Consider the following 22,460-nt stretch of genomic DNA (forward strand, 5'->3'; position numbering starts at 1 on the left):
CCCCCTGAGGCGCTGCACGCCTTCCCCCGAGGGGATGACACCCTCGGTGCGGGGCGGCGTGGCCGGCCCAGGCCCTTCCCCGGTGTCCCTGGCGCTGGCACCTGCTGAGGCCCGCTCCGTCCAGCGCGATCGTCACTGGGAAATCTTGCGCGCCTCCTCGACCTGGTACTCGAAGTAGTGCTGGAAGCTGTAGGCGATGCTGGCCATGAGCACGGCCGCGCCCAGCATCAGGGACAGCGCGATGGCGAAGATGGTCGGCCAGCCGGTGCGTCCCGCCGGTGCCTGCAGGTCGGCGCCGGGGTTGTGGCGCCGGTTCCAGGCCTCGGTGTCGGTCAGGCCGTAGAGGATGGCGCGCAGCGCGCAGCCTGCGATAGTGAAGCCCAGCAGTGGAATCAGCAACCAGCTGAGCTGGTCGTCCTGGCCCAGTTGCTGCACGCGTTCGATGCCGTACACGCCCAGGGCGGTGGGGATGGGCAGCAGCCAGCCCAGCCAGTCTCCCAGCCCGTGCAGGTAGAAGCGGTGCAGGCCCAGCGGGCCGCCGATGAAGGCCAGCCATGCGGCCAGGGTCTTGTTCTTGTGGCGCGGCACCGGCGCAGGCGCGGTGTCGTTCAGGGGCATGCCGGGTCGGTTCATGTGCCCATTATTCGGGCGAACTGCGGTCGCCGTCTCCCAGGGTCTTCTCCATGAGTACGATGTCCAGCCAGCGGCCGAACTTCCAGCCCATGGAGCGCAGCGTGCCGGCAGGACTGAAGCCCGCGGCGCGGTGCACACCGACGGAGCCGGCATTGGCCGAATCGCCGATCACTGCCAGCAGCTTGCGCACGCCTGCGGCCTCGCAATCGCGCGACAGCGCGTCCAGCAGCAGGCGGCCCACGCCCTGGCCACGGGCCGCCTCATTCACATAGATGGAGTCTTCGGCCGAGAAACGGTAGGCCGGGCGGGGCTTGAACCAGTTGGCGTAGGCAAAGCCCAGTACCAGGCCCTGCGCGTCCACGGCCACCAGGTAGGGCAGGCCCTTGGCCAGCACATCGGCGCGGCGCGCGGCCATGTCGGATTCGGAAGGGGGATCGGTCTCGAAGGTGCCCGTGCCATGCAGCACATGGTGGCGGTAGATGGCGGTGATGGCGGCGAGATCGCCGTCCTGGCTGGGTCGGATGCTAGGCATGGGAGAAGAAGTTCGATATAATGATCGGCTTTACGGCGTGTCGCTGGCCGGGTGGCCATGTCGCGTGTCTCAACGCCGCAAAACTGTGCAGCCGTTCATTGTCTAGCTAATGCATGGTGGCTGCGCCCACCCGAAGGATAAATCATGGTCGTCATTCGACTCTCCCGCGGCGGTTCCAAGGCCCGTCCGTTCTACAACATCGTTGCCGCCGACAAGCGTGTTCGCCGCGATGGCTCGTTCATCGAGCGCCTGGGCTTCTACAACCCCAACGCCCGTGGCGGCGAAGAGGGTCTGCGCGTCGCTCTGGACCGCGTCAACTACTGGAAGAGCGTTGGTGCGCAGACTTCCGAGACTGCCGATCGCCTGATCAGCCAGGCCACCAAGAAGGCTGCCTGATCCGCATCCCCTCTTGAAAGCGGGTTCCGTTGGCTTGTCTGACGGGGCCCGTTTTTGTTTTCACCTTCCCTTATCGACCGTCCACCGACTGCCATGAGCCACATGCCCGAACTCGAAGCCAGCGTCCTGCCTGCCGATGCCGTGGAGGTCGGCCGCATCGCCGAAGCCTGGGGCATCAAGGGCTGGTTCAAGGTGGCCGCCTTCAGCTCCGACCCCGAGGCCTTGTTCACCGCCAGGCAGTGGTACCTGCAGCCCGCCGAGAAAGGCGCGCGGCAGTTTTCGGGAACCTTGCTGCTGCCGGTCAAGCAGGCGCGTGTGCATTCCGACTCGGTGGTCGCCACGTCGCCTTCCGTCCTCGACCGCAATGCGGCCGAGGCGCTGCGCGGTGCGCGCATCTTCGTGGCGCGCAGCGACTTTCCGCAGCCCGAGGACGGTGAGTACTACTGGGTCGACCTGATGGGCCTGTCTGTGGTCAATCGTGAAGGCGTGGCTCTGGGCATCGTGCGCGATCTGCTGTCCACGGGGCCGCAGACCGTGCTTGTGCTGGCCTATGAAGAGGATGGCAAGGAGCGCGAGCGCATGATTCCCTTTGTCGACGCCTATGTGGACAAGGTGGATCTGCCGGGCAAGACCATTGTCGCGGACTGGCAACCCGACTACTGACCTCCGATCGCCATGCGCTTCGACATCATCACGCTGTTTCCCGAGCTGTTCGCGCCCTTTCTTGAAAGCGGCGTGACCCGTCGTGCCTATGCATCAGGCCAGGTCGGCGTGCATCTGTGGAACCCGCGCGACCACGCCCAGGGCAATTACCGGCGCGTGGATGACAGGCCCTTTGGCGGAGGCCCGGGCATGGTGATGATGGCCGAGCCTTTGCTGCGCTGCCTGGAGACGGCGCAGCAGGCGCGCCGTGACGCGGGTGAGGCCGGGTCGGCTCCCGTGGTGCTGTTTTCACCCATCGGCACCACGCTGCGCCACGGTGTCGTTGCCGACTGGGCGCAGGGGCCGGGCGCCATCCTGCTGTGCGGGCGCTACGAGGGCCTGGACCAGCGTTTCATCGATGCCCATGTGACCCATCAGTTGAGCCTGGGGGACTTCGTGCTCTCCGGTGGCGAGATCGCGGCCATGGCCCTGCTCGATGCGGTGGCGCGGTTGCAGCCGGGAGTGCTCAACGACGAGGGCAGCTTCCAGCAGGACAGCTTCAATCCCGCGCTGGACGGCCTGCTCGACTGCCCGCACTACACGCGTCCCGAAGTCTGGGAAGGGCGCGAGGTGCCCGCGGCGCTGTTGTCCGGGCACCACGCCCAGATCGAGCGCTGGCGCCGCGACCAGCGCCTGGCCATCACCGCCAGGCACCGCCCGGAGCTGATCGAGCAGGCGCGTGCCCAGGGTCTGCTCAACGCCAAGGACGAGGGGTTTTTGGCAAAAAACGCCTGCGGGCTATAATGCCGGATTCTTCGATCCTCTATCCGGCCGCTGCTGTGCCTTAAAGCAGCCATGGCGCCAATCCCGGTGCTTGCCAATCCTGGCGCGGACAAGATCGATGGGATTTGACCATGAACCTGATCCAGACCCTCGAGCAAGAGGAAATCGCCCGTCTGAACAAGACCATCCCCCAGTTCGCCCCTGGTGACACCGTCATCGTGAGCGTGAACGTGGTTGAAGGCAGCCGCAAGCGCGTGCAGGCCTACGAAGGCGTGGTGATCGCCAAGCGCAACCGCGGCCTGAACAGCGGCTTCACCGTGCGCAAGATCTCCAGCGGCGAAGGCGTGGAGCGTACGTTCCAGACCTACTCTCCCCTGATCGCCGGCATCGAAGTCAAGCGCCGCGGCGATGTGCGTCGTGCCAAGCTGTACTACCTGCGCGAGCGCAGCGGCAAGTCGGCCCGCATCAAGGAAAAGCTGCCGTCGCGCGTCAAGGTTTCTGCCGAAGCCTGAGCACCTGCGCCACAGCCGGAAAGCCGCTACAGTCGCCTGTAGCGGCTTTTTTGTTGCCTAGCCGGCTCCACACTCCCTCATCCCTCGTGTCCTCTTTGCCCCCTATCGACAATCCCGAGCCCACTGGCGGCCCCAGGCCCGTGGCCATGCCGTCGATCGCCGATCCACGCCAGGCCCCTTTGGTTGGCATCGACAGCCATCTGCCGGCGGTCCCTGCCGAGGTCCGCACGCCCGAGGCCCTGCGCAGGCGCTTCGCGCTTCCGCCGCAGTGGGCCCCCGAGGTGGTGCGCGAGAAACGCTTCAGCGATCGCCAGCCCGCCGATGCGGCCGTGCTCGTGCCCATCGTGCTGCGCGACGAGCCGACGGTGCTGCTGACCGAGCGCACGGCCCACCTGTCCACGCACTCCGGCCAGGTGGCCTTTCCCGGCGGCAAGCGCGACCCCGAGGACGGTTCGGCCCAGGCCACGGCCTTGCGGGAGGCGCAGGAGGAGGTCGGGCTGGCGGCCGGCGATGTGGAGGTGCTGGGCACGCTGCCGATCTACATCACGGGCACGGCCTTCCTGATCACGCCGGTGGTGGCGCTGGTCGATCCGCGGGCGCGGCTGCAACCCAATCCCTACGAGGTGGCGGACGTGTTCGAGGTGCCTCTGGCCTTCCTGCTCGACCCCGCCAACCACGAACGCCATGCCATGGTCTGGAACGGCGTGCCGCGCGAGTGGTTCGCCATGCCCTACCAGGATGGGGACCGCCAGCGCTACATCTGGGGCGCGACGGCGGGCATGCTGCGCAATCTTTACCGATTCCTGTCGGCCTGAGCCCCGGATCGGGTGGCGTGCCATCCAGTGGTCACGGGTTGGGATGGCTGGCCCAGTATGATGGCCGGATGAGTTTCTTTGCCATTTTGATCGCCCTGCTGATCGAGCAGGCGCGACCCCTGGCTCCCGCCAATCTCGTGCATGCCGGTTATCGTGCCTGGACGGTATCGGTGCGGCGCAACTTCGATGCCGGCCAGGCGCACCACGGTTGGCTGGCCTGGACCGTTGCAGTGGCGCTGCCCTGCGTGCTGGTGATGGGTATCTACCTGCTGCTGCTGTGGGGGGTGGGCTGGCCTCTGGCCATGGTCTGGAATGTGGCCGTGCTCTACGTGACGCTGGGCTTTCGCCAGTTCAGCCACCATTTCACCCGGATCCGCGACGCGCTGGATGCCGGTGACGAATATGCCGCACGCGAGGCCCTGGCGCACTGGCAGCAGGTCGATGCCAGCGAGGTGCCGCGCAGCGAGGTGGTGCGCCATGTGATCGAGTACTCGGTGCTGGCTGCGCACCGCCATGTGTTCGGCGTGCTGTTCTGGTTCTCGGCGCTGGCGGCGCTGGGGCTGGGTCCGCTGGGTGCCGTGTTCTATCGCATGACCGAGCATTTGTCGCGCTCCTGGTCGCGCAAGGGGCTGGTGGGCGGTTCCCAGGTCAGCCCCCAGCTCCAGCATGCGGCGCGCCAGGCCTGGACCGTGATCGACTGGCTGCCTGCCCGATTGACCGCGCTGTCGTTCGCCGTGGTCGGCAGCTTCGAAGAGGCCATCGAGGGGTGGCGCTTCCATGCCCAGCGCTTTCCCAACGACAACGACGGCGTCATCCTGGCCGCGACGTCGGGCGCCATCAACGTGCGCCTGGGTGGCGAGGCGCTCAAGCGCCGCGAGGGCATCTCGGTGACGCGCGACGATGGCGAGGAGATCGACCTGGATGTGGACAGCGAGGCCACGCCGGGCCGCGAGCCCGAGATCGGCCACCTGCGCAGCGTCGTCGGCTTGGTCTGGCGCTCGGTCGTGGTCTGGCTGCTGCTGCTGGCTCTGCTGTCGCTGGCACGCCTGCTGGGCTGAGCAGCCCGGTCAGTACTTTTTCGCCTGGCTCAGTTCGTCGAACAGCTCGGCATAGATGTAGTAGCGGTTGGCGCTGATGTCGTGGTCGGCGTCCATGCCGTTTTCCTCGTCTTCAACGCGGGGCATGACGGCGCAGCCCGGCTCGTGCAGATGGGTGCAGTTGTAGAACTTGCATTCCTGTGCATGGGCGCCGATGTCGGGCATGCAGCGGGGCAGGTCGGTCGGCTCTATGTGGTGCAGGCCGAATTCCTGGAAGCCCGGCGAATCGATCAGCGCCGTCGTGCGCTCCTCGTCCATCCAGTACCAGCTGGTCGTCGTGGTCGTGTGCTTGCCCGAGTTCAGTGCCTGCGAGATCTCGTTGGTGGCCGCGCGCGCGCCGGGCACCAGCAGGTTGATCAGGGTGCTCTTGCCCGAGCCGGACGGGCCCAGCACCAGCGTGGCCTTGCCCTGGAGGTGCTGCATCAGCAGCTGGCGGTCGGCTTCCCCCTCATTGGCCAATGAAAGCGCCAGCACCTCGTAGTGCGGTGTTTCCCGGCCCAGGTACATCTCGCGATAAGGCGCCAGGCGCTCCCAGGCGTCGGCAAAGGGTTCGGTCAGGTCGCGCTTGTTCAGGGCGATCAGGGGCTTGATGTGCGTGGCCTCGGCCGTGATCAGGGCCCGGGCCAGCTGGCTCTCGGAGAACACCGGCTCGGCCGCGATCAGGATCAGCACCTGGTCGATGTTGGCCGCGAAGGACTTGGTGCGGATCTCGTCCTGGCGATAGAACAGGTTGCGCCGCTCCAGCACCTTCTCTATGGTGCCTTCCTCGCCCTGGCCCGCAGGCGGCAACTGCCAGCGCACGCGGTCACCGACCACGGTCTGGCTTTTCTTGCCGCGCGGATGGCAGATGTGGCGTGCGCCGTCCTCGGTCTCGACCACGCAGTGGCGGCCGTGGCTGGAAACGACCAGGCCTTCGCGCAGTGCGGCGCGCTCAGCCATGGGACACCGGGTTGCGCTTCATGGACGCTCCAGCAGCGCATCGATGCGCCGCGCGCATTCGATGTCGGTGGACGAGATACCGTTCACGTCATGGGTGTTCAGGCGCACGCCGCAACGGCCATAGCTCACGGCCAGATCGGGGTGATGGTCCTGCTGGTGGGCGATCAGGGCCAGCGCGTTCACGAAGGCCATGGTCTCGTAGTAGTTGGCGAAAGCGTAGCTCCTGGCGATGGCGTCGCCATCGAGCTGCCAGCCGGGCAGGGTGGCCAGCGCGGCGCGCAGTTCGTCGGAAGTCAGCGCGCGGCGCTGCTGGGTGGACCAGTCCTGTTGTTGCAAGCGTTGTGTGCTCATGATGAATGCGGTGGGTTCAGGTCGGAGAGGGCATGCGCGCGAGCCTGGCGAGGGCCGGCGGATGCGAGTAGTAAAAGCCCACGTACCAGGGGTCGGGCGTGAGCGTGGCGGCATTGTCCTCGTAAAGCTTGAGCAGGGCCGAGGCCAGATGGGCGCCGCCGGCCTGCTGCATGGCATAGGCGTCGGCCTCGAATTCGTCACGGCGCGACAGTGCCGAGAACAGCGGGGTGACGAAAAAGCTGAACACCGGCACGGCCAGCAGGAACAGCAGCAGCGCCACGGCCTCGTTGCCACCCATGCCGGTCTGGCCCAATGCCAGGTCCAGGCCGGGGCGCACGCCCAGGCCCAGGTAGAACCACAGCTGCTGCGACAGCCATCCCAGCAGTGCAAAGCCGGCCAGACTGGCCGCGAACATCAGCAGCATGCGCTTGAGGATGTGGCGGTGCCTGAAGTGGCCCAGCTCGTGCGCGAGCACGGCCTCCACCTCGTCGGCGTCGAGCTGCTTGAGCAGGGTGTCGAAGAACACCACGCGCTTGGAATGGCCGAAGCCCGTGAAATAGGCATTGGCATGGGCCGAGCGGCGGCTGCCATCCATCACGAACAGGCCCTTGGCCGTGAAGCCGCAACGCTGCATCAGCGTGGTCACGCGTTCCTTCAGCGGGCCGTCGGCCAGTGGTTCGAACTTGTTGAACAACGGTGCGATGAAGCTCGGAAAGATCCACATCAGCAGCAGGTTGAAGCCTGTCCAGACGGCCCAGGCCCAGAGCCACCACAGACCGCCGGCCGATGCCATGAGCCAAAGGATGAGGGCGGCGACGGGCAATCCGATGGCTGCGCCCACGAGGCTGGACTTGGCGGCATCGATCAGCCACAGCCGCAGCGTCATCTGGTTGAAGCCGAAGCGCTGCTCCAGCACGAAGGTCTGGTAGAGCGACATCGGCAGTTCCACCAGCCCGGAGATCAGGGCAAAGCCGGCCAGCAGCGCCAGCTGCTGCCACAGGCCCGCGCCCATCGAGCCCAGCAGCCACTGGTTGAGCGCATCGAGTCCGCCCAGCAAGGTCCAGCCCAGCAGCACGACGGCGCCCAGCGTCATGTCGATCAGAGCGACGCGGGCCTTGGCCAGCGTGTAGTCGGCGGCTTTCTGATGCGCGGCCAGGCTGATGCGCTGCGCGAACACCGCCGGCACTTCACCGCGATGGCGTGCCACATGGCGCACCTGGCGCGAGACCAGCCAGGCGCGCAGCAACCACTGGGCGAGCACCGCTGCGGCGAACAGCAGGGACAGCGACGGGGGAAAATCGGGGGTGGAGGCCATGTGGCCGCAGTGTAGGCGACAATTTGGGCCATGTCCGAAGCCACCAGCGCCTGCATTTCCTCCCCCGCCGAATCCGGCACGACCGCCACCCTGGCCAAATCCGATCTCAATCTCGTCTGGCTCGACTGCGAGATGACCGGGCTGCAGCCCGACACCGACCGCATCATCGAGATTGCGGTGGTTGTCACCAGCCCCGACCTGTCCACGCGCGTCGAGGGTCCGGTGTTTGCCATTCACCAGAGTGATGCACTGCTCGATGGCATGGACGCCTGGAACAAGGGCACGCACGGCAGGAGCGGGCTGATCGAACGCGTCAAGGCCTCGACCGTCACCGAGGCCGATGCGGAGGCCGCGCTGATCAAGTTCCTGTCGCAGTACGTTCCCAAGGGCAAGGCACCGCTGTGCGGCAACAGCATCGGCCAGGATCGGCGCTTCATGGAGCGCTACATGCCCCGGCTCAATGCCTTCTTCCACTACCGCAATGTCGATGTCAGCACGCTCAAGGAGCTGGCCCGGCGCTGGAAGCCCGAGGCCTATGCCTCGTTCAAGAAGGCGCAGCGCCATACGGCGCTGGCCGACGTGCATGAGTCCATCGATGAGCTGCAGCACTACCGGGCGCAGTTGCTGAGTGTCTGATTGACGTTGGCTTGCGCAGGGGCTTGCGGGAAAACCCGCAGTGTGCGAGAATCGTCGTCTTGCCCCATCAACAAGGGCAATTTGCACATCTCCATCACACAAGGGCCCTGCGCTGTGTGTCTGCAATCGATGCGCCTTGCGGCGATCGAGTGGCCAGACCAGCCGAAAATGCCCATCCGCCCTTTTGCGAAGGGCCGGTCAAGTCTGACGGTGGATGTTGAACCAACCGTCGAGAAAAGCGTGGCAGAGCGCTGACTGCGCATGCTTTTCGTTAGAGCCATTCATGAACGACATCTCTCTTGAGCAGGGCGCCATCGCCGCTGCCGATTCTTCCTTTGCATCTTCCGAGGCCGCCCCGTCCGTGCTGGACGCAGCCGTTGCCGCCGCCGACCAGTCCATCGAGCAGACCCCCGAGGCCGAGGCCGCCGAAGCGCTGCCCAACGCCTTCGTCGAGCTGGGCCTGGCCGAGGAGCTGGTGCGCGCCGTGGCCGATCTCGGCTACACCCAGCCCACGCCCGTGCAGGAACAGGCCATTCCCCTGGCCATGAACTCCGGCGGTGACCAGCCCTTCATCGACCTCATGGTCTCCAGCCAGACCGGCTCCGGCAAGACCGCAGCCTTCCTGCTGCCCGTTCTGCACACGCTGATCCAGCAGCGCGCCGAGGAAGAGGCCGCCAGCCGCGCCGAATACGAGCGCCAGTGCGCCGAGGCGGCCGCCAGCGGCCAGCCGGCCCCCAAGCGCAACAAGCGCAAGGACCCGACCAATCCCCGCAACTTCAAGGCCGCCGTGCCCGGCGCCCTGATTCTGTGCCCCACGCGCGAGCTGGCACAGCAGGTGGCGCATGACGCCATCGAGCTGGTCAAGCACTGCCGTGGCCTGCGCATCGCCAACGTCGTCGGCGGCATGCCTTACCAACTGCAGATCGCCAAGCTGCAGAACGCCAACCTGGTGGTGGCCACGCCCGGCCGTCTGCTGGACCTGCAGCGTTCGCTGCAGATCAAGCTCGACCAGGTGCAGTTCCTGGTCGTTGACGAAGCCGATCGCATGCTGGACCTGGGCTTCTCCGACGATCTGGCAGAGATCAACGAACTCACGGCCCAGCGCAAGCAGACCATGATGTTCAGCGCCACCTTCGCGCCGCGCATCCAGCAACTGGCCATGCGCGTGATGCACGACGGCGGCTCCGGCGTGAAGAAGGTCACCATCGCCACGCCCCAGGAAAAGCATGCCAACATCAAGCAGGTGCTGTTCTGGGCCGACAACTCCCAGCACAAGCGCAAGCTGCTGGACCACTGGCTGCGCGATACCTCGATCAACCAGGCCATCGTCTTCGCGTCGACCCAGGTCGAGTGCGACGGTCTGGCCAATGACCTTCAGCAGGATGGCTTCTCGGCCGTGGCGCTGCACGGTGCCCTGAGCCAGGGCCTGCGCAATCGCCGCCTGATGGCGCTGCGCAATGGTCAGGTGCAAGTGCTGGTCGCCACCGACGTGGCGGCACGCGGCATCGACGTGCCCACCATCACCCACGTCTTCAACTATGGCCTGCCCATGAAGGCCGAGGACTACACCCACCGCATCGGCCGTACGGGCCGTGCGGGGCGCGAGGGCGTGGCCGTCACATTCGCGGAATTCCGCGACCGCCGCCGCATCTTCGACATCGAAGGCTACAGCCGCCAGCAATTCAAGGCCGAGGTGATCCCCGGTCTGGAGCCTGTGCAGCGCGCGCCCAGCAGCAACGAAGGCCGTGGTGGCGGCCGCCGTGGCGGCTTCGAGGGTCGTGGTGGTGATCGCCGTGGCGGTGGCCGCGGTGGTTTCGGCGGCGACCGTGGCGGCTTCGGTGGTGACCGCGATCGTGGCTTCGGCGGCGATCGCGAGCGCAGCTTCGGTGACCGTGGCGGCGAGCGCGGCTTCGGCGCGCGCCGGGACTCCGAGGGCTATGGCCGCAAGGCCGGCTTCGGCGGCTTCGGCGGTCCGCGTGAGGGTGGCCAGCGTGAAGGCGGCTACCACAGCCAGGCGCCCCGTGAAGGTGGCTATGGCCAGGGACCGCGTGAGGGCGGCTATGGTCGGGGTGGCGAAGGCCGCAGCTTCGGCGACCGTGGCGCGGCACGCGGCGGTGAGCGTCGCGAAGGTGGCTTCCGTGGTGCGACAGGCGAGTCGCGTGGCTTTGGCGGTGAATCGCGTGGCTTCGGTGGTGGCGATCGCCGCCCGGCTTTCGGCAAGAGCGCTCCCAAGCCCTACCAGCCTCAGGGCGGTGACCGCAAGCGCGCCGTGCGCTGACAGACCCGGCATCCTCCATGCGGACCGGTCCTTCGGGGCCGGTTTTTTTATGTCCCGCGCAAAGCGGGAACCTGGCTTGTCTTTTGTGCGCAGAACCTGCTTTCGGCGCGGGCTGCGACTGCCATAATCGCGGCGCGGAGGTGTCTTGTGGAGTCTTTGATCGCGTCCAGTGTGGATTTCGAGCACATGTTCGAACTCGCTCCTGTTTCGCTGTGGTTGGAGGACTACAGCGCGCTCAGGCAGTTGCTCGACCAGTGGCGCTCTGAAGGCGTGACCGATCTGCGTGCGCATTTCGCGGCCCATCCCGAAGCGCTGCTGCAGTGCAGCGCGGCGCTCAAGGTGGTGCGTGTCAACCAGCGCACGCTGGAATTGTTCGGCGCCAAGGATCAGCAGACCTTTCTCGGCTGCCTGGCCGATGTGTTCCGGGACGACATGCATGCCGGGCTGGCCTGCGAGCTCGAGGATCTCTGGAACGGCTCCCTGACTTTCGCGAACCGCACGGCCAACTACACGCTGGATGGCCGCCGCCTCGATGTGCAGATCCGCGGTCGCATCCTGCCGGGCCATGAGCTGTTGTGGGACTGCGTGCTCGTGTCGCTGGAGGATGTGACGGCCGAGATGCGCAGCACGCGCCAGCTGCACCGCAGCGAGCAGTACGCGCGAGATCTGTTCGAGTACTCTCCCGTGTCCTTGTGGGTCGAGGATTTCAGCGCCATCAAGCGCCTGCTCGATGACGTGCGTGCCCAGGGCATCAGCGACTTCGCCACCTTCCTGAAGGTGCATCCTGAATTCATCTCCCGCTGCATGCAGGAGATCCGCGTGGTGGATGTGAATCGCCAGACGCTGCGCATGTTCGGGGCAACCGACAAGCTTCAGTTGCTCAGCCGTCTGGGGCGCATCTTCCGCGACGAGATGATGGACTCCTTTGCCGAGCAGTTGCAGGATCTTTGGAACGGCAAGCTCGTGCAGCACCGCGAAGTGGTGAACTATGCACTGTCGGGCGATGCGCTGCACATCCACATGCAACTGGCCGTGCTCGATGGCCACGCGCACGACTGGGGCCTGGTGCTGCTGTCGCTGGTGGACATCACGGCGCGCAAGAAGGCCGAGGCCTACCTCGAATACCTGGGCAAGCACGATGTGCTGACCCAGCTGCGCAATCGCGCCTTCTACATCGAGGAGCTCAACCGCCTGGCGCGCAAGGGGCCCTGGCCGCTGGCGGTGATCGCCATCGACATGAACGGACTCAAGGAAGCCAACGACGAGCACGGACATGCGGCCGGCGACGACATGCTGCGCCGCGTGGGCGAAGTGCTGGCCAAGGCCGTGGACGCGCCGGCCTGCGCTGCGCGCATCGGTGGCGACGAGTTCATGGTGCTGCTGCCGGCCTCGGACGAGCGCGCGGCGCAGGCCGTCAAGGAGCGCATCCTCTCGCTGCTCGAACTCAACAACCAGTTCTATCCGGGCCAGGCGGTCAGCCTCTCCATGGGTGTGGCCTGTTGCGATTCGGGCAGCCAGGTCGAAGCCACGGTCTCGCGCGCGGACCAGGCCATGTACGCGGAAAAGGCCCGCTACTACAAGGACAGGATGCTGCGCCAGGGCAACGCAGCGTAGATTGAGCGCGGCAGGGGCTCAGGCCTCCGAGGCATGTCGCCCGATCTCGGGCCAGCGGTGGTGCAGATAGATCCATGACACCAGGCCGATCAGCATCATGCTGATCGAGCCCGCGGCCAGCAGCACGGTGGAGTGCATCACCAGCGGCGCGATCATGCCGGCCACGATGCCGTTGGCCGTGGAGCCCACCACCGCCTGCAGCGACGAGGCCAGGCCGCGCCGTTCGGGATGGATGTCCAGCACCAGCAGGGTCACCACGGGCACCATCATGGCCCAGCCGAAGGCGAACACCCCCACGGGAATCAGGGCCCAGCTCACATGCGCGGGCCAGATCAGGTTGGCGGCCAGGTTGATGATGGACACCACGAACATGATCAGAAAACCATGGCGGATCTGGCGCTTGGGTGGAATGCGCCCGGCCAGTCGGCCGCTGACCCAGGCGCCGCCCATGATGCCCGAGATCGAGATCACGAAGAACCAGAAGAATTGCTGGGGCTGCAGGTGCAGAAGATCACCCAGGAACGCTGGCGCCGACAGCACGTAGAGAAACATCCCGTTGAACGGGACGCCGCTGGCAAAGGCCAGCAGCACGAAGCGGGGGTCGCTGCACAGCACCTTGTAGCCCTGCATCAGCGGCTTGAAGCGAAAGGGCTGGCGCTGCTGCGGCGGCAGCGACTCGGGCAGGAAGCGCCAGTTGATGCTCCACAGCAGCACGCCCACCAGCGTCAGGAACCAGAACACCGCAGCCCAGCCCAGGTGCACGAACAGCCAGCCGCCGATCACCGGCGCAAGGGCCGGTGCGATGCCGAAGAAGATGGTGATCTGGGCCATCACGCGCTGTGCCTGAGCGGGTGGAAACAGGTCGCGCACCACGGCGCGCGAAACCACGATGCCCGCACCCGTGGACAGGCCCTGCAGTGCGCGGAACAGCACCAGTTGCGTGATGCTCTGGGAGAGCGCACAGCCTGCGGAGGCCAGCGTGAACACGGCCAGCCCCCACAGCACCACGGGCCGGCGGCCGAAACTGTCGGCCAGGGCGCCGTGGAACAGGTTCATGAAGGCGAAGCCGAACAGATAGGCCGACAGCGTCTGCTGCATCTGCAGCGGTGTGGCGTCCAGGGCCTGGGCAATGCCTGAAAAGGCGGGGATGTAGGTGTCGATCGAGAACGGGCCCAGCATGCCCAGGATGGCAAGCAGGACGGCCAGGGCCCAGCGCGGGCCCTGCCAGAGCGGGGGAGCATTTTGCGGCATGAAGACGGGGCGGTTGTGTGCAGCGGGCAGGGCCGGCGGCGCAGGAGAAGGCCGCGCGCTCACGCGCCATGCGGCAGGTCCACACTGTAGCGGCTTGGGGGCCTTTGGTGTGAAGGTGGCCATGCCCATCTGCCGTAGTGCGAAGGCGCGGCCATGCCCTGTTTGATAGTTGATGTGTTTGTTTTTGAGATATTTGATAGACTTTATTGAAAGTCATCTTGCCAAAGATGATGCCGCCGCGGTGAGGGCCGCGGTCCATGCGCTTCATCCGGGAGGGAATCCATGACCTTGTCTCGCCGCACGTCCCTGTCGTGCCTGGGCGCGGTTGCGCTGCAATTGTCCGCCGCGCCTGCCTGGTCCAGTGGCCGGCGCCTTCAGCTTTCGGCGGCCTATGGCGATGCGGTCTTCCACACCCAGAACCTGCGCAGCTTCGCGCAACGGATCTCGGCCGGCACGCGGCAGTCCCTGGAGATCGAGGTGGTGTCCAATTCAGCGCTGCGACCCATGGACCAGGTCCTGCCGGCCCTGCAGCGCAACGAGATCGCATTCGGTGAGGTGCTCATGTCGTCCTGTGCGCACCTGCATCCCCTGCTGGGCATGGACGCGCTGCCCTTCATGGTGCGCGGCTTCGACGATGCCCAGCGCCTGTGGCAGCTGACCCGGCCCGGCATCCAGGAGTTCCTGCTGGCCCGCCAGGGGGTGCGCCTGCTCTGCGCCGTCCCCTGGCCGGCGCAGGGGCTGTTTTGCCGCCGCCCGGTCAACAGCATTGCCGATCTCAAGGGGCTCAGGCTGCGCATACAAAGCGACTGGACGCGCCGGCTGGCCGAGCTGTGGGGTGCCCAGCCCGTGGTGCTCGCGGCCGGCGAGCTGCCCCGCAGCCTGGAGCAGGGCAGCATCGATGCCATGCTCTCGTCCAGCACCACGGGCGTGGACAGCCAGGCCTGGAAAACGATGAAGGTCTTTCTGGACATCAAGGCCTGGATTCCCAAGAACATGCTGTGTGTCAGCGAAGTGGCGTGGAAATCGCTGGGCGAGCCCGAGCGCCGTGCCATCGCCGAAGCCGCCGGGCTGGCGGAAAAGCAGGGGTGGGAGCTGGCGCGGCAGGCCGATGAACTGGGCAGGAAAGCCCTGATGGACAACAAGGTCCTGGTATCCACTCCCACGGCGGACCTGCGCAGGATGCTGGACCTCATGGGCGAGCGGTTCGGTCGCGAGTGGGTGGCCAAGGCGGGCCGCGAGAGCATGACCGTGCTCATGCAGTACCAGAGACAAAAGCACTGAGCGATGACTCGCTTCAGTGCCTGCATTGGTTTGGTGGTGGGCCCTGAGTGATTCGAACACTCGACCAACGGATTAAGAGTCCGCTGCTCTACCAGCTGAGCTAAGAGCCCCCTTGGGGTTTCCAAAGGAATCCGCCTGGAATGGTCCAGGCTGACAAGGAATTTTGGTGGGCCCTGAGTGATTCGAACACTCGACCAACGGATTAAGAGTCCGCTGCTCTACCAGCTGAGCTAAGAGCCCCCTCGGAGTTTCCGAAGGCCCAGGCTGAAAGAATCAACCTGGAAAATGTGGTGGGCCCTGAGTGATTCGAACACTCGACCAACGGATTAAGAGTCCGCTGCTCTACCAGCTGAGCTAAGAGCCCCACGTGTCGCCTGCTATGCAAACGAGACCGCAATTATGCGGCATTTTTGCGGCGCTTGCAGGAAACCTGCCGAATTTTTTAACGCATGGCGTTGCGTCGGGCCAATTCCATGAACAGGCCGCTCTGGTCCAGATCGCCCAGGCCCTGTTCCACGCCCTGCGCGTACAACTGCTCGAACAGGACCGTAATGGGGGCATCGAAGCCCAGGTCCTGTGCGGTGGCCAGGGCGTTGCGCATGTCCTTGAGCTGCACGGTCATGCGTCCGCGCGGTGCGAAGTCGCGCTTCACCATGCGCTCACCGTGCACCTGGAAGATGCGGCTGTCGGCAAAGCCGCCTGCAATCGCCTCACGCACCCTGGCAGGGTCCGCGCCACCGCGCTCGGCCAGCAGCAAGGCCTCGGCCACGGCGCCGATGGTGATGCCCACGATCATCTGGTTGGCAAGCTTGGCCAGTTGCCCCGCACCATGCGGGCCGACCAGGGTGGCGCGGCCCAGGTGGGCGAAGACGGGCTGGGCATGCTCGAAGTCGGTGGCCTCGCCGCCTGCCATGATGGCCAGCGTGCGGGGATGTGGGGGTGTTCATGTCTCTTCCAGATCGTCATCGGTGCGCACAGGCGGAAAACAGGCGGCCGAAGCCGCCATTTTTCCTGCACGCAGCGTGCCTACATCAGCAGGTGCTCGCCTGCATTGTCGCCGCCCAGGATGACGTAGTTGACCTTGCGGATGTCCATGAGCTTCTTGCCGCCCGAGTAGCTGATCGAGCTTTGCACGTCCTGTTCCATCTCGATCAGGGTGTCGGCCAGGTGGCCCTTGACGGGTTCGAGGATGCGCTTGCCCTCGACGTGCTTGTACTCGCCCTTGTTGAAGTCCGAGGCCGAGCCGTAGTACTCCTTGAAGCGCTGGCCGTTTTCCTCGACGGTCTGGCCGGGCGATTCCTCGTGGCCCGCGAACAGCGAGCCGATCATCACCATGGTGGCGCCGAAGCGCACGCTCTTGGCGATGTCGCCATGGCTGCGGATGCCGCCGTCGGCGATGATGGGCTTGGTCGCCACGCGCGCGCACCACTTCAGGGCCGACAGCTGCCAGCCGCCCGTGCCGAAGCCCGTCTTGAGCTTGGTGATGCAGACCTTGCCGGGGCCGATGCCGACCTTGGTGGCATCCGCGCCCCAGTTTTCCAGGTCGATCACGGCCTCGGGCGTGCCCACGTTGCCGGCGATCACGAAGGCCTTGGGCAGGTGCTGCTTGAGGTAGCCGATCATGTTCTTCACGCTGTCGGCATGGCCATGGGCGATGTCGATGGTGATGTACTCGGGGCACAGGCCTTCGGCGACGAAGCGGTCCACGGTGTCGTAGTCGGGCTTCTTGACACCCAGCGAGATGGAGGCGAAGCAGCCCTTGCCCTGCATCTCGCGCACGAACTGGACGTTGTCCAGGTCGAAGCGGTGCATCACATAGAAGTAGCCGTTGCGGGCCAGCCAGGTGCAGATCTGTTCATCCACCACCGTCTTCATGTTGGCCGGCACGGCCGGGATGCGGAACGACCGACCGCCCAGTTCCACGCTGGCGTCACATTCCGAGCGGCTTTCCACGCGGCACTTGCGGGGCAGCAGCAGGATGTTGTCGTAGTCGAAGATTTCCATTTGATTCCAAGCTCCATGAAAGGTCGCGGCAGGAACATCCCTCCGCGATGGGGCGCTTGGCTTGGAGGCCGGTCTTGCGGGCGGCGCGGGCGGGCCGCGTCGCCAGGGCGGCTGTGGCCCGGGCACAAAAAACCGGACCGCAAGAAACTTGGGCCCGGTGATTGATTCTATACGCTGCCGGCAGGGTGCATGCGAACCCTTTCGATATGGCGGCCATAGCGTTGGGCTTATGAACACGGCGCGTGGCCGGATACAAGGAAATGCGGCCCTGGATGTCCCGGCGGGCGGGGTCTTCCTACAATGCCGGAATGTTCCCGATCGATCTGCTCGACGGCGCGCCCGGCGCCGCGCCCGACTCCAACTCCCCTTTGCTGGCCCACCTCAACGAGGAGCAGCTCGCTGCCGTGACGCTGCCGGCCGGCCATGCGCTGATCCTGGCCGGCGCGGGCTCGGGCAAGACCCGGGTGCTGACCACGCGCATCGCATGGCTGCTGCAGACCGGGCAGGCCACGCCGGGATCCATCCTGGCCGTGACCTTCACCAACAAGGCCGCCAAGGAGATGCTGGCACGACTGTCGGCCATGCTGCCCTACAACGTGCGCGGCATGTGGATAGGCACCTTCCACGGCCTGTGCAACCGGCTGCTGCGCGCCCACCACCAGGCGGCGGGGCTGTCGTCCACCTTCCAGATCCTGGACACGCAGGACCAGCTGTCGGCCGTCAAGCGTCTGTGCAAGCAGTTCAACGTGGACGACGAACGTTTTCCCCCGAAGCAGCTGCAGTACTTCATCGCCGGCTGCAAGGAAGAGGGCATGCGTCCGGGCGACGTGGTGGCCCATGACCCCGATACGCGCAAGAAGGTCGAGATCTACCAGCTCTACGAGGAGCAGTGCCAGCGCGAGGGCGTGGTCGACTTCGGCGAACTGATGCTGCGCTCCTTCGAGCTGCTGCGCGACGACGCGGCGCTGCGTGCCCATTACCAGCGGCGTTTCCGCCACATCCTGGTCGACGAGTTCCAGGACACCAACAAGCTGCAGTACCAGTGGCTCAAGCAACTGGCGGGCGACCTGGTCGACGGCCGGCTGCAGGCCGGGGGCAGCGTGATCGCCGTGGGGGACGATGACCAGAGCATCTACGCCTTCCGCGGGGCGCGCGTGGGCAACATGCAGGATTTCGTGCGCGAGTTCGGCGTGCAGCGGCAGATCAAGCTGGAACAGAACTACCGCTCCTACAGCAACATCCTGGACTGCGCCAACGCGCTGATCAGCCACAACAGCCAGCGCCTGGGCAAGAACCTGCGCACCACCCAGGGCCCGGGCGAGCCGGTGCGCATCTACGAGGCGCCCACCGACATCGCCGAGGCGCAGTGGATGGTCGAGGAGATCCAGCAACTCGTGAAGAAGGACGGCTGGCAGCGCCAGGAGATCGCCGTGCTCTACCGCAGCAATGCGCAAAGCCGCGTGATCGAGTCCCAGCTGTTCAATGCCGCCATCCCCTACCGCGTCTATGGCGGCCTGCGCTTCTTCGAGCGTGCCGAAATCAAGCATGCGCTGGCCTACCTGCGCCTGCTGGAGAACCCGCACGACGACACCAGCTTCCTGCGCGTGGTGAACTTCCCGCCGCGCGGCATCGGCGCGCGCAGCGTGGAGGCCTTGCAGGACGCGGCGCGCGGCGCGGGCTGCTCGCTGCACGACGCGGTCTCGGCCGTGCCGGGGGCACCGGGCGCCAAGCTGGCGGGCTTCGTTGCCAGGATCGACGTGCTGCGCGAGCAGACCCAGGGCCGCACGCTGCGCGAGATCATCGAGGCCGTCGAGGAGGACAGCGGCCTGATCGAGCACTACCGCAACGAGAAGGAAGGCGCCGACCGCATAGAGAACCTGCAGGAACTCGTGAACGCCGCCGAAAGCTTCGTCACCCAGGAAGGTTTCGGCCGCGATGCCGTGGCCTTGCCGCTGGACGAGCACGAAGGTGCCAGGGCCTTGACGCAGAGCCCGGCCAGCCAGGGGCTGGACCCATCGCAGCCGCTGCTGGACACGCCGCTCAAGCCGCCGGCCGGCACGGCGGCCGCCACGGTCGATGCCGACACCGGCGAGACCCTGTCGCCGCTGGCCGCCTTCCTGACCCATGCGGCCCTGGAGGCCGGCGACAACCAGGCCCAGGCGGGACAGGACGCGGTGCAACTGATGACCGTGCATGCCTCCAAGGGCCTGGAGTTCGACGCGGTCTTCATCGGCGGCGTGGAAGAGGGCCTGTTCCCGCACGAGAACGCCATGATGGACCGGGGTGGCCTGGAGGAGGAGCGCCGCCTGGCCTACGTGGCCATCACGCGTGCGCGCAAGCGCCTGTACCTGAGCCACTCGCAGACGCGCCTGCTGCACGGGCAGACGCGCTACAACATCAAGAGCCGGTTCTTCGACGAGTTGCCCGAGGCGGCGCTCAAGTGGATCACGCCCCGGCAGAGCGGCTTCGGCAGCTACGCACCCAAGCCCGGGGGCGGCGGCTATGGCGCGCGCGACCGGGGAGGCTTCGGCAACAAGGCCGAAGGCTGGCGCAGCGAAGTCTTCGCCAGCCCGCCCGTGCCTGCGCAGAAGGCCGATCCGGGCCATGGACTGCGCGTGGGCCTGAACGTGTTCCACAACAAGTTCGGCGAGGGCAAGGTGCTGGCGCTCGAGGGTACGGGCGATGACGCGCGCGCCCAGGTCAGCTTCGGCAGGCATGGCACGAAGTGGCTGGCGCTGTCCATCGCCAAGCTCACGGTGGTGGAGTGATGGCCGTGCCAGAGTCCATTGCACAGGCTCCGGGCCTGGCCACGGCCGGGCTGATCGTGGTCCGGCAGCGCCGCCTGCTGCTGGCCTACTCCAACAACAGGCGTGCATGGTATCTGCCGGGCGGCAAGGTCGATGCCGGCGAGACGCCCGAGCAGGCGCTGCACCGCGAGATCGAGGAGGAGCTGAGCCTGGTGCTGCGGCCGCGGCAACTGCGCCCCTATGGCCATGTCACCGCACTCGCCTATGGGGAGGTGCCCGCGCGCCGCATGGAGCAGGACTGCTTTCTCTATGCGCTCGGTGAGGATGAGCGGATACGGCCCGGCCAGGAAATCGGTGCCTTGCGCTTTTTCTGCGCCGAGGACTATGCGCGAGAGCCCGCCCAGGTCAGCGGCGTGCTCAAGGTCATGGAGATGCTGCGCGCCGACGGACTGATGTAGAGCCGGCACCGCAGATCCAGGCGTGATTCCGAGGTTCGGCGCGGCGGTGTGGCGCACATCGCCGCACGCCTCGTCCTGCGTGCATGGGCTGCAGTCATGGCATCCGCCGTGCGGGCCGGAGGCCATGAAAGAAGGCCATGGAGAGAACCATGGCCCGTGGCGAGCAGCCCCCTGTACCGCGCGGGGCGCTCCTGGTGCATGCTCAGGCCGATAGCCTGGGTTGGGCGGCCGTGCCGGTCAGGTAGCCGACGGCGGCGCCGAACTTGCCGCGGTAGTTGGCGCTGATCAGCGGATCCAGCGTGGGCTTGACCACGTTGTGGATGCTGCCCCAGTCACCGGCGTGCTGGAAGTTGCTCATGATGTAGGTCCAGCCGTTGATCTCGTCCACGGCGTGCAGGCCGGTGGATTCGCCACCGGCGGGAATCGACATCAGGCGCGAGAGCTGCCTGGTGTCGATGTTGTAGGCCCACAGGAAGTTGTTCACGTGCTGGCCGCTGTCCTCGCCGATGAACAGGGTGCGCATCTTCTCCGAGAACTTGAGGTTGTCGGGGTTGCAGATCTTGTTCGGATTGCCGGTGTTGCCCAGGGCATCGGCCGGGATGTCCTCGCCGGCCAGCAGGGCCTTGGTGTCCACGGGCATCCATTCGCTGTTGATGGCGGCACCGGCCGTGTCCTTCTGGCCGCCGCGCAGGTTCAGTGCCATCACGGCGCCGGCCTTGAGCTGCCTGGGGATGGACACGCCGTTGCCCGCCACGTTCAGCGCGTCGCCGGCCACCATGGACTTCTCGCAGTTCTGCAATGCGGAATAGGCCACCTTGTCCTTGGCGTTGACGGTCGTGCCTTCCATCTTGGTGAAGCCCATGCTGGCGCCCTTGAAGGCCGCATAGCGATGGGTTTCCAGGAAGGCGGCGGCCTTGTCCATGCCGGGGTTGATCCTGATCCACTCGACCTTGCCGTTGGCCGTGATCTTCGTGTAGCTGGCGTCGTTGGGATCGGCCTTGACCACGCTCATGATGTCCGTGGGCTTGAGCGTGTTGGCCAACTGCTCGATCTCGGCGCTGGTGGCCGAGCCCAGCTTGATCCAGGTCAGCGCGGCGGCGCTGCCCGAAGCGGGGTCGATGGAAAAGCCCGCGCCCACCTTGGCCACGTACAGCGAACCCGATGACAGGTCCTTTTCCTTGTCGGCCACGAAGACGAAATAGCCGCTGTTGGTGGCATCGTCGCCCATCAGCGCCGTGCGCTGGTCGGGCATGACCTGCACCAGCTCGTGCGAGATGCGGCCCATGCAGAAATGCTTCTTGATGCTGGCCGTGCCGTCGGCGTTGACGGTGACCTCGGGCATGTGGCCATAGTGGTAGGGGTTGGCCTTGTTCTGGTCGCCGTACAGGTTCTGGCTGAAGGCCTGCAGCTGGGCGTTGCCCGACGCGAAGGCGTCGGGCTCGTACTCCTCGCTGGACAGGTGCGTGCCCCAGGGCGACAGGCTGGCGCCGCAGGTGATCCACAGGCCATGGACCTTGGAGGTGTCCACGTTGTGGTACTTGACCAGGCTGAGCTTGCCCGTGGCCTGGTCCTGGTCCAGCGTCAGCACGGCGATGGGCGACGGCAGCTTGCCGTACATGTCGGTCTTGCCGTCCTGGGCCCAGGTCGTGTATTCGAACTGCACGACGGCGAAGACGGGCTTGCCCTTCACGCCTTCCACCTTGGCATTGGGCACTGTCAGCAGCGAAGTGCCGTCAGGCGAATCGGAGAAGAAGTGGCGCTCGCTGCCGGCCACCGTGCGATCGATGATTTTGTTGTTGTTGATGTCGTAATAGCCGCCTGCCAGGATCTTTCCTCCCTTGCCGTCTGGCACTTCATCGCCCGTCACGAAGAAGGGCTGGTAGCCAAGGTCATAGGTCTGCGTGCTGTCGTCGCTGTACTGCACCTTGAGCTGCGAGGCCACGGTCATCTTCGCCATCGCCTGGGGGGTGGCCAGCGTGGGGGCGGCCATCGACGTGAAGCTGGCCGACACATAGTTTCTCGCAGGGCCATCGCTTCCGCCGCAGGCGGTCAGCAGTCCGGTGGCAGACACAGCGGAGCCGAGCGGCAGCAGGGGGGCACCGGTCAGGAATTGCAGTGCCTTGCGGCGCGAGAGCATCGTGGATTGGGACATGGGGCTTCCGTTGATTGTTTGTGA

At 66.1% G+C, this 22,460-nt stretch carries 20 protein-coding genes, 3 tRNA genes and 1 pseudogene; 12 read left to right on the forward strand and 12 right to left on the reverse strand.

Annotation, left to right across the window (positions count from 1 at the left end; translation table 11 throughout):
• Nucleotides 1-132: 132 nt before the first annotated feature.
• Both L1Z78_RS06495 and L1Z78_RS06500 read right to left on the reverse strand, forming a co-directional pair.
• On the reverse strand, nucleotides 133-633 hold the full coding sequence (locus L1Z78_RS06495) for a TM2 domain-containing protein (RefSeq protein ID WP_234640733.1): 501 nt from the start codon (nucleotides 631-633) through the stop codon (nucleotides 133-135).
• A 7-nt stretch (nucleotides 634-640) separates the two neighbouring features.
• Nucleotides 641-1,165, reverse strand: a complete 525-nt coding sequence (locus tag L1Z78_RS06500; RefSeq protein ID WP_234640734.1) for a GNAT family N-acetyltransferase — start codon at nucleotides 1,163-1,165, stop codon at nucleotides 641-643.
• A gap of 144 nt (nucleotides 1,166-1,309) precedes the next feature.
• Between L1Z78_RS06500 and rpsP the strand changes: the two genes are divergently transcribed.
• The 6 genes from rpsP (at nucleotide 1,310) to L1Z78_RS06530 (ending at nucleotide 5,371) form a co-directional block, all read left to right on the forward strand.
• Nucleotides 1,310-1,561: a 30S ribosomal protein S16 gene (gene rpsP / locus L1Z78_RS06505; RefSeq protein WP_234640735.1), complete on the forward strand. Its 252-nt coding sequence runs from the start codon at nucleotides 1,310-1,312 to the stop codon at nucleotides 1,559-1,561.
• Between the two features lie 93 nt (nucleotides 1,562-1,654).
• The gene (gene rimM, locus L1Z78_RS06510; protein ID WP_234640736.1) at nucleotides 1,655-2,224 is read left to right on the forward strand and encodes a ribosome maturation factor RimM; all 570 of its coding nucleotides are present in this window, start codon (nucleotides 1,655-1,657) and stop codon (nucleotides 2,222-2,224) included.
• A 12-nt stretch (nucleotides 2,225-2,236) separates the two neighbouring features.
• The gene (gene trmD, locus L1Z78_RS06515) at nucleotides 2,237-3,007 is read left to right on the forward strand and encodes a tRNA (guanosine(37)-N1)-methyltransferase TrmD (protein WP_234640737.1); all 771 of its coding nucleotides are present in this window, start codon (nucleotides 2,237-2,239) and stop codon (nucleotides 3,005-3,007) included.
• Between the two features lie 110 nt (nucleotides 3,008-3,117).
• Entirely contained in the window at nucleotides 3,118-3,498 is a 381-nt protein-coding gene (rplS, locus tag L1Z78_RS06520) for a 50S ribosomal protein L19 (RefSeq protein ID WP_016445784.1), read from the forward strand.
• Between the two features lie 146 nt (nucleotides 3,499-3,644).
• Nucleotides 3,645-4,313 (forward strand): CoA pyrophosphatase, encoded by a 669-nt coding sequence (locus L1Z78_RS06525; RefSeq protein WP_234642105.1) that lies wholly within the window; start codon nucleotides 3,645-3,647, stop codon nucleotides 4,311-4,313.
• A 68-nt stretch (nucleotides 4,314-4,381) separates the two neighbouring features.
• A complete protein-coding gene (locus L1Z78_RS06530; protein ID WP_234640738.1) occupies nucleotides 4,382-5,371 on the forward strand; it encodes a CobD/CbiB family protein in 990 nt (329 codons plus the stop codon).
• A gap of 9 nt (nucleotides 5,372-5,380) precedes the next feature.
• Here the strand turns inward: L1Z78_RS06530 and rsgA are convergent, their stop codons facing one another.
• The 3 genes from rsgA to L1Z78_RS06545 are packed head-to-tail and all read right to left on the reverse strand — an operon-like array spanning nucleotide 5,381 to nucleotide 8,015.
• The gene (rsgA, locus tag L1Z78_RS06535) at nucleotides 5,381-6,349 is read right to left on the reverse strand and encodes a ribosome small subunit-dependent GTPase A (RefSeq protein ID WP_234640739.1); all 969 of its coding nucleotides are present in this window, start codon (nucleotides 6,347-6,349) and stop codon (nucleotides 5,381-5,383) included.
• Nucleotides 6,350-6,367: 18 nt separating this feature from the next.
• Nucleotides 6,368-6,700, reverse strand: coding sequence for a 4a-hydroxytetrahydrobiopterin dehydratase (locus L1Z78_RS06540; RefSeq protein ID WP_234640740.1), 333 nt, complete (start codon nucleotides 6,698-6,700; stop codon nucleotides 6,368-6,370).
• Nucleotides 6,701-6,716: 16 nt separating this feature from the next.
• Nucleotides 6,717-8,015 (reverse strand): M48 family metallopeptidase, encoded by a 1,299-nt coding sequence (locus tag L1Z78_RS06545; RefSeq protein WP_234640741.1) that lies wholly within the window; start codon nucleotides 8,013-8,015, stop codon nucleotides 6,717-6,719.
• A gap of 30 nt (nucleotides 8,016-8,045) precedes the next feature.
• Here L1Z78_RS06545 and orn point away from each other — a divergent pair, with 30 nt between their 5' ends.
• The 3 genes from orn (at nucleotide 8,046) to L1Z78_RS06560 (ending at nucleotide 12,543) form a co-directional block, all read left to right on the forward strand.
• Nucleotides 8,046-8,651, forward strand: coding sequence for an oligoribonuclease (gene orn, locus L1Z78_RS06550; RefSeq protein WP_234640742.1), 606 nt, complete (start codon nucleotides 8,046-8,048; stop codon nucleotides 8,649-8,651).
• Nucleotides 8,652-8,934: 283 nt separating this feature from the next.
• A complete protein-coding gene (locus L1Z78_RS06555) occupies nucleotides 8,935-10,929 on the forward strand; it encodes a DEAD/DEAH box helicase (RefSeq protein ID WP_234640743.1) in 1,995 nt (664 codons plus the stop codon).
• Nucleotides 10,930-11,076: 147 nt separating this feature from the next.
• Nucleotides 11,077-12,543: a sensor domain-containing diguanylate cyclase gene (locus L1Z78_RS06560; protein WP_343217788.1), complete on the forward strand. Its 1,467-nt coding sequence runs from the start codon at nucleotides 11,077-11,079 to the stop codon at nucleotides 12,541-12,543.
• 18 nt (nucleotides 12,544-12,561) lie between these two features.
• Here L1Z78_RS06560 and L1Z78_RS06565 read toward each other — a convergent pair whose 3' ends face one another.
• The gene (locus L1Z78_RS06565; protein WP_234640745.1) at nucleotides 12,562-13,794 is read right to left on the reverse strand and encodes a multidrug effflux MFS transporter; all 1,233 of its coding nucleotides are present in this window, start codon (nucleotides 13,792-13,794) and stop codon (nucleotides 12,562-12,564) included.
• A 282-nt stretch (nucleotides 13,795-14,076) separates the two neighbouring features.
• On the opposite strand from L1Z78_RS06565, the gene L1Z78_RS06570 reads away from it, so the two are divergent.
• Nucleotides 14,077-15,075 (forward strand): TRAP transporter substrate-binding protein, encoded by a 999-nt coding sequence (locus L1Z78_RS06570; RefSeq protein WP_234640746.1) that lies wholly within the window; start codon nucleotides 14,077-14,079, stop codon nucleotides 15,073-15,075.
• Between the two features lie 34 nt (nucleotides 15,076-15,109).
• Here L1Z78_RS06570 and L1Z78_RS06575 read toward each other — a convergent pair.
• From L1Z78_RS06575 to L1Z78_RS06595, 5 genes and pseudogenes are all read right to left on the reverse strand, one after another.
• A tRNA-Lys gene (locus L1Z78_RS06575) sits at nucleotides 15,110-15,185 on the reverse strand.
• Between the two features lie 54 nt (nucleotides 15,186-15,239).
• Nucleotides 15,240-15,315 (reverse strand) — tRNA-Lys (locus L1Z78_RS06580).
• Between the two features lie 48 nt (nucleotides 15,316-15,363).
• Nucleotides 15,364-15,439, reverse strand: a tRNA-Lys gene (locus L1Z78_RS06585).
• 78 nt (nucleotides 15,440-15,517) lie between these two features.
• Nucleotides 15,518-16,000, reverse strand: a pseudogene (locus L1Z78_RS06590) (NAD(P)-dependent oxidoreductase); the annotation flags it as partial.
• A 101-nt stretch (nucleotides 16,001-16,101) separates the two neighbouring features.
• On the reverse strand, nucleotides 16,102-17,079 hold the full coding sequence (locus L1Z78_RS06595) for a GMP reductase (RefSeq protein WP_234640747.1): 978 nt from the start codon (nucleotides 17,077-17,079) through the stop codon (nucleotides 16,102-16,104).
• Nucleotides 17,080-17,387: 308 nt separating this feature from the next.
• Between L1Z78_RS06595 and L1Z78_RS06600 the strand changes: the two genes are divergently transcribed.
• Both L1Z78_RS06600 and L1Z78_RS06605 read left to right on the forward strand, forming a co-directional pair.
• Complete coding sequence (locus tag L1Z78_RS06600) at nucleotides 17,388-19,847, forward strand: UvrD-helicase domain-containing protein (protein WP_234640748.1); 2,460 nt, start codon at nucleotides 17,388-17,390, stop codon at nucleotides 19,845-19,847.
• 5 nt (nucleotides 19,848-19,852) lie between these two features.
• Nucleotides 19,853-20,284 (forward strand): NUDIX hydrolase, encoded by a 432-nt coding sequence (locus L1Z78_RS06605; RefSeq protein ID WP_234640749.1) that lies wholly within the window; start codon nucleotides 19,853-19,855, stop codon nucleotides 20,282-20,284.
• Nucleotides 20,285-20,486: 202 nt separating this feature from the next.
• Here L1Z78_RS06605 and L1Z78_RS06610 read toward each other — a convergent pair whose 3' ends face one another.
• Nucleotides 20,487-22,436, reverse strand: a complete 1,950-nt coding sequence (locus tag L1Z78_RS06610; protein WP_234640750.1) for a PhoX family protein — start codon at nucleotides 22,434-22,436, stop codon at nucleotides 20,487-20,489.
• Between the last annotated feature and the right edge of the window lie 24 nt (nucleotides 22,437-22,460).

It is taken from the genome of Delftia tsuruhatensis (assembly GCF_903815225.1).
Lineage (GTDB): Bacteria > Pseudomonadota > Gammaproteobacteria > Burkholderiales > Burkholderiaceae_C > Comamonas > Comamonas tsuruhatensis_A.

Excerpts from the sequence above, each read along its gene's own strand:
- L1Z78_RS06525 (WP_234642105.1), top strand. The coding sequence starts at position 3,645 with ATGCCGTCGATCGCCGATCCACGCCAGGCCCCTTTGGTTGGCATCGAC.
- L1Z78_RS06555 (WP_234640743.1), top strand. The coding sequence starts at position 8,935 with ATGAACGACATCTCTCTTGAGCAGGGCGCCATCGCCGCTGCCGATTCT.
- L1Z78_RS06600 (WP_234640748.1), top strand. The coding sequence starts at position 17,388 with ATGTTCCCGATCGATCTGCTCGACGGCGCGCCCGGCGCCGCGCCCGAC.
- L1Z78_RS06570 (WP_234640746.1), top strand. The coding sequence starts at position 14,077 with ATGACCTTGTCTCGCCGCACGTCCCTGTCGTGCCTGGGCGCGGTTGCG.
- orn (WP_234640742.1), top strand. The coding sequence starts at position 8,046 with ATGTCCGAAGCCACCAGCGCCTGCATTTCCTCCCCCGCCGAATCCGGC.
- L1Z78_RS06595 (WP_234640747.1), bottom strand. The coding sequence starts at position 17,079 with ATGGAAATCTTCGACTACGACAACATCCTGCTGCTGCCCCGCAAGTGC.
- rplS (WP_016445784.1), top strand. The coding sequence starts at position 3,118 with ATGAACCTGATCCAGACCCTCGAGCAAGAGGAAATCGCCCGTCTGAAC.
- L1Z78_RS06495 (WP_234640733.1), bottom strand. The coding sequence starts at position 633 with ATGAACCGACCCGGCATGCCCCTGAACGACACCGCGCCTGCGCCGGTG.
- L1Z78_RS06610 (WP_234640750.1), bottom strand. The coding sequence starts at position 22,436 with ATGTCCCAATCCACGATGCTCTCGCGCCGCAAGGCACTGCAATTCCTG.
- L1Z78_RS06565 (WP_234640745.1), bottom strand. The coding sequence starts at position 13,794 with ATGCCGCAAAATGCTCCCCCGCTCTGGCAGGGCCCGCGCTGGGCCCTG.
- L1Z78_RS06540 (WP_234640740.1), bottom strand. The coding sequence starts at position 6,700 with ATGAGCACACAACGCTTGCAACAACAGGACTGGTCCACCCAGCAGCGC.
- rsgA (WP_234640739.1), bottom strand. The coding sequence starts at position 6,349 with ATGGCTGAGCGCGCCGCACTGCGCGAAGGCCTGGTCGTTTCCAGCCAC.
- rpsP (WP_234640735.1), top strand. The coding sequence starts at position 1,310 with ATGGTCGTCATTCGACTCTCCCGCGGCGGTTCCAAGGCCCGTCCGTTC.
- L1Z78_RS06545 (WP_234640741.1), bottom strand. The coding sequence starts at position 8,015 with ATGGCCTCCACCCCCGATTTTCCCCCGTCGCTGTCCCTGCTGTTCGCC.
- L1Z78_RS06500 (WP_234640734.1), bottom strand. The coding sequence starts at position 1,165 with ATGCCTAGCATCCGACCCAGCCAGGACGGCGATCTCGCCGCCATCACC.
- trmD (WP_234640737.1), top strand. The coding sequence starts at position 2,237 with ATGCGCTTCGACATCATCACGCTGTTTCCCGAGCTGTTCGCGCCCTTT.
- L1Z78_RS06530 (WP_234640738.1), top strand. The coding sequence starts at position 4,382 with ATGAGTTTCTTTGCCATTTTGATCGCCCTGCTGATCGAGCAGGCGCGA.
- rimM (WP_234640736.1), top strand. The coding sequence starts at position 1,655 with ATGAGCCACATGCCCGAACTCGAAGCCAGCGTCCTGCCTGCCGATGCC.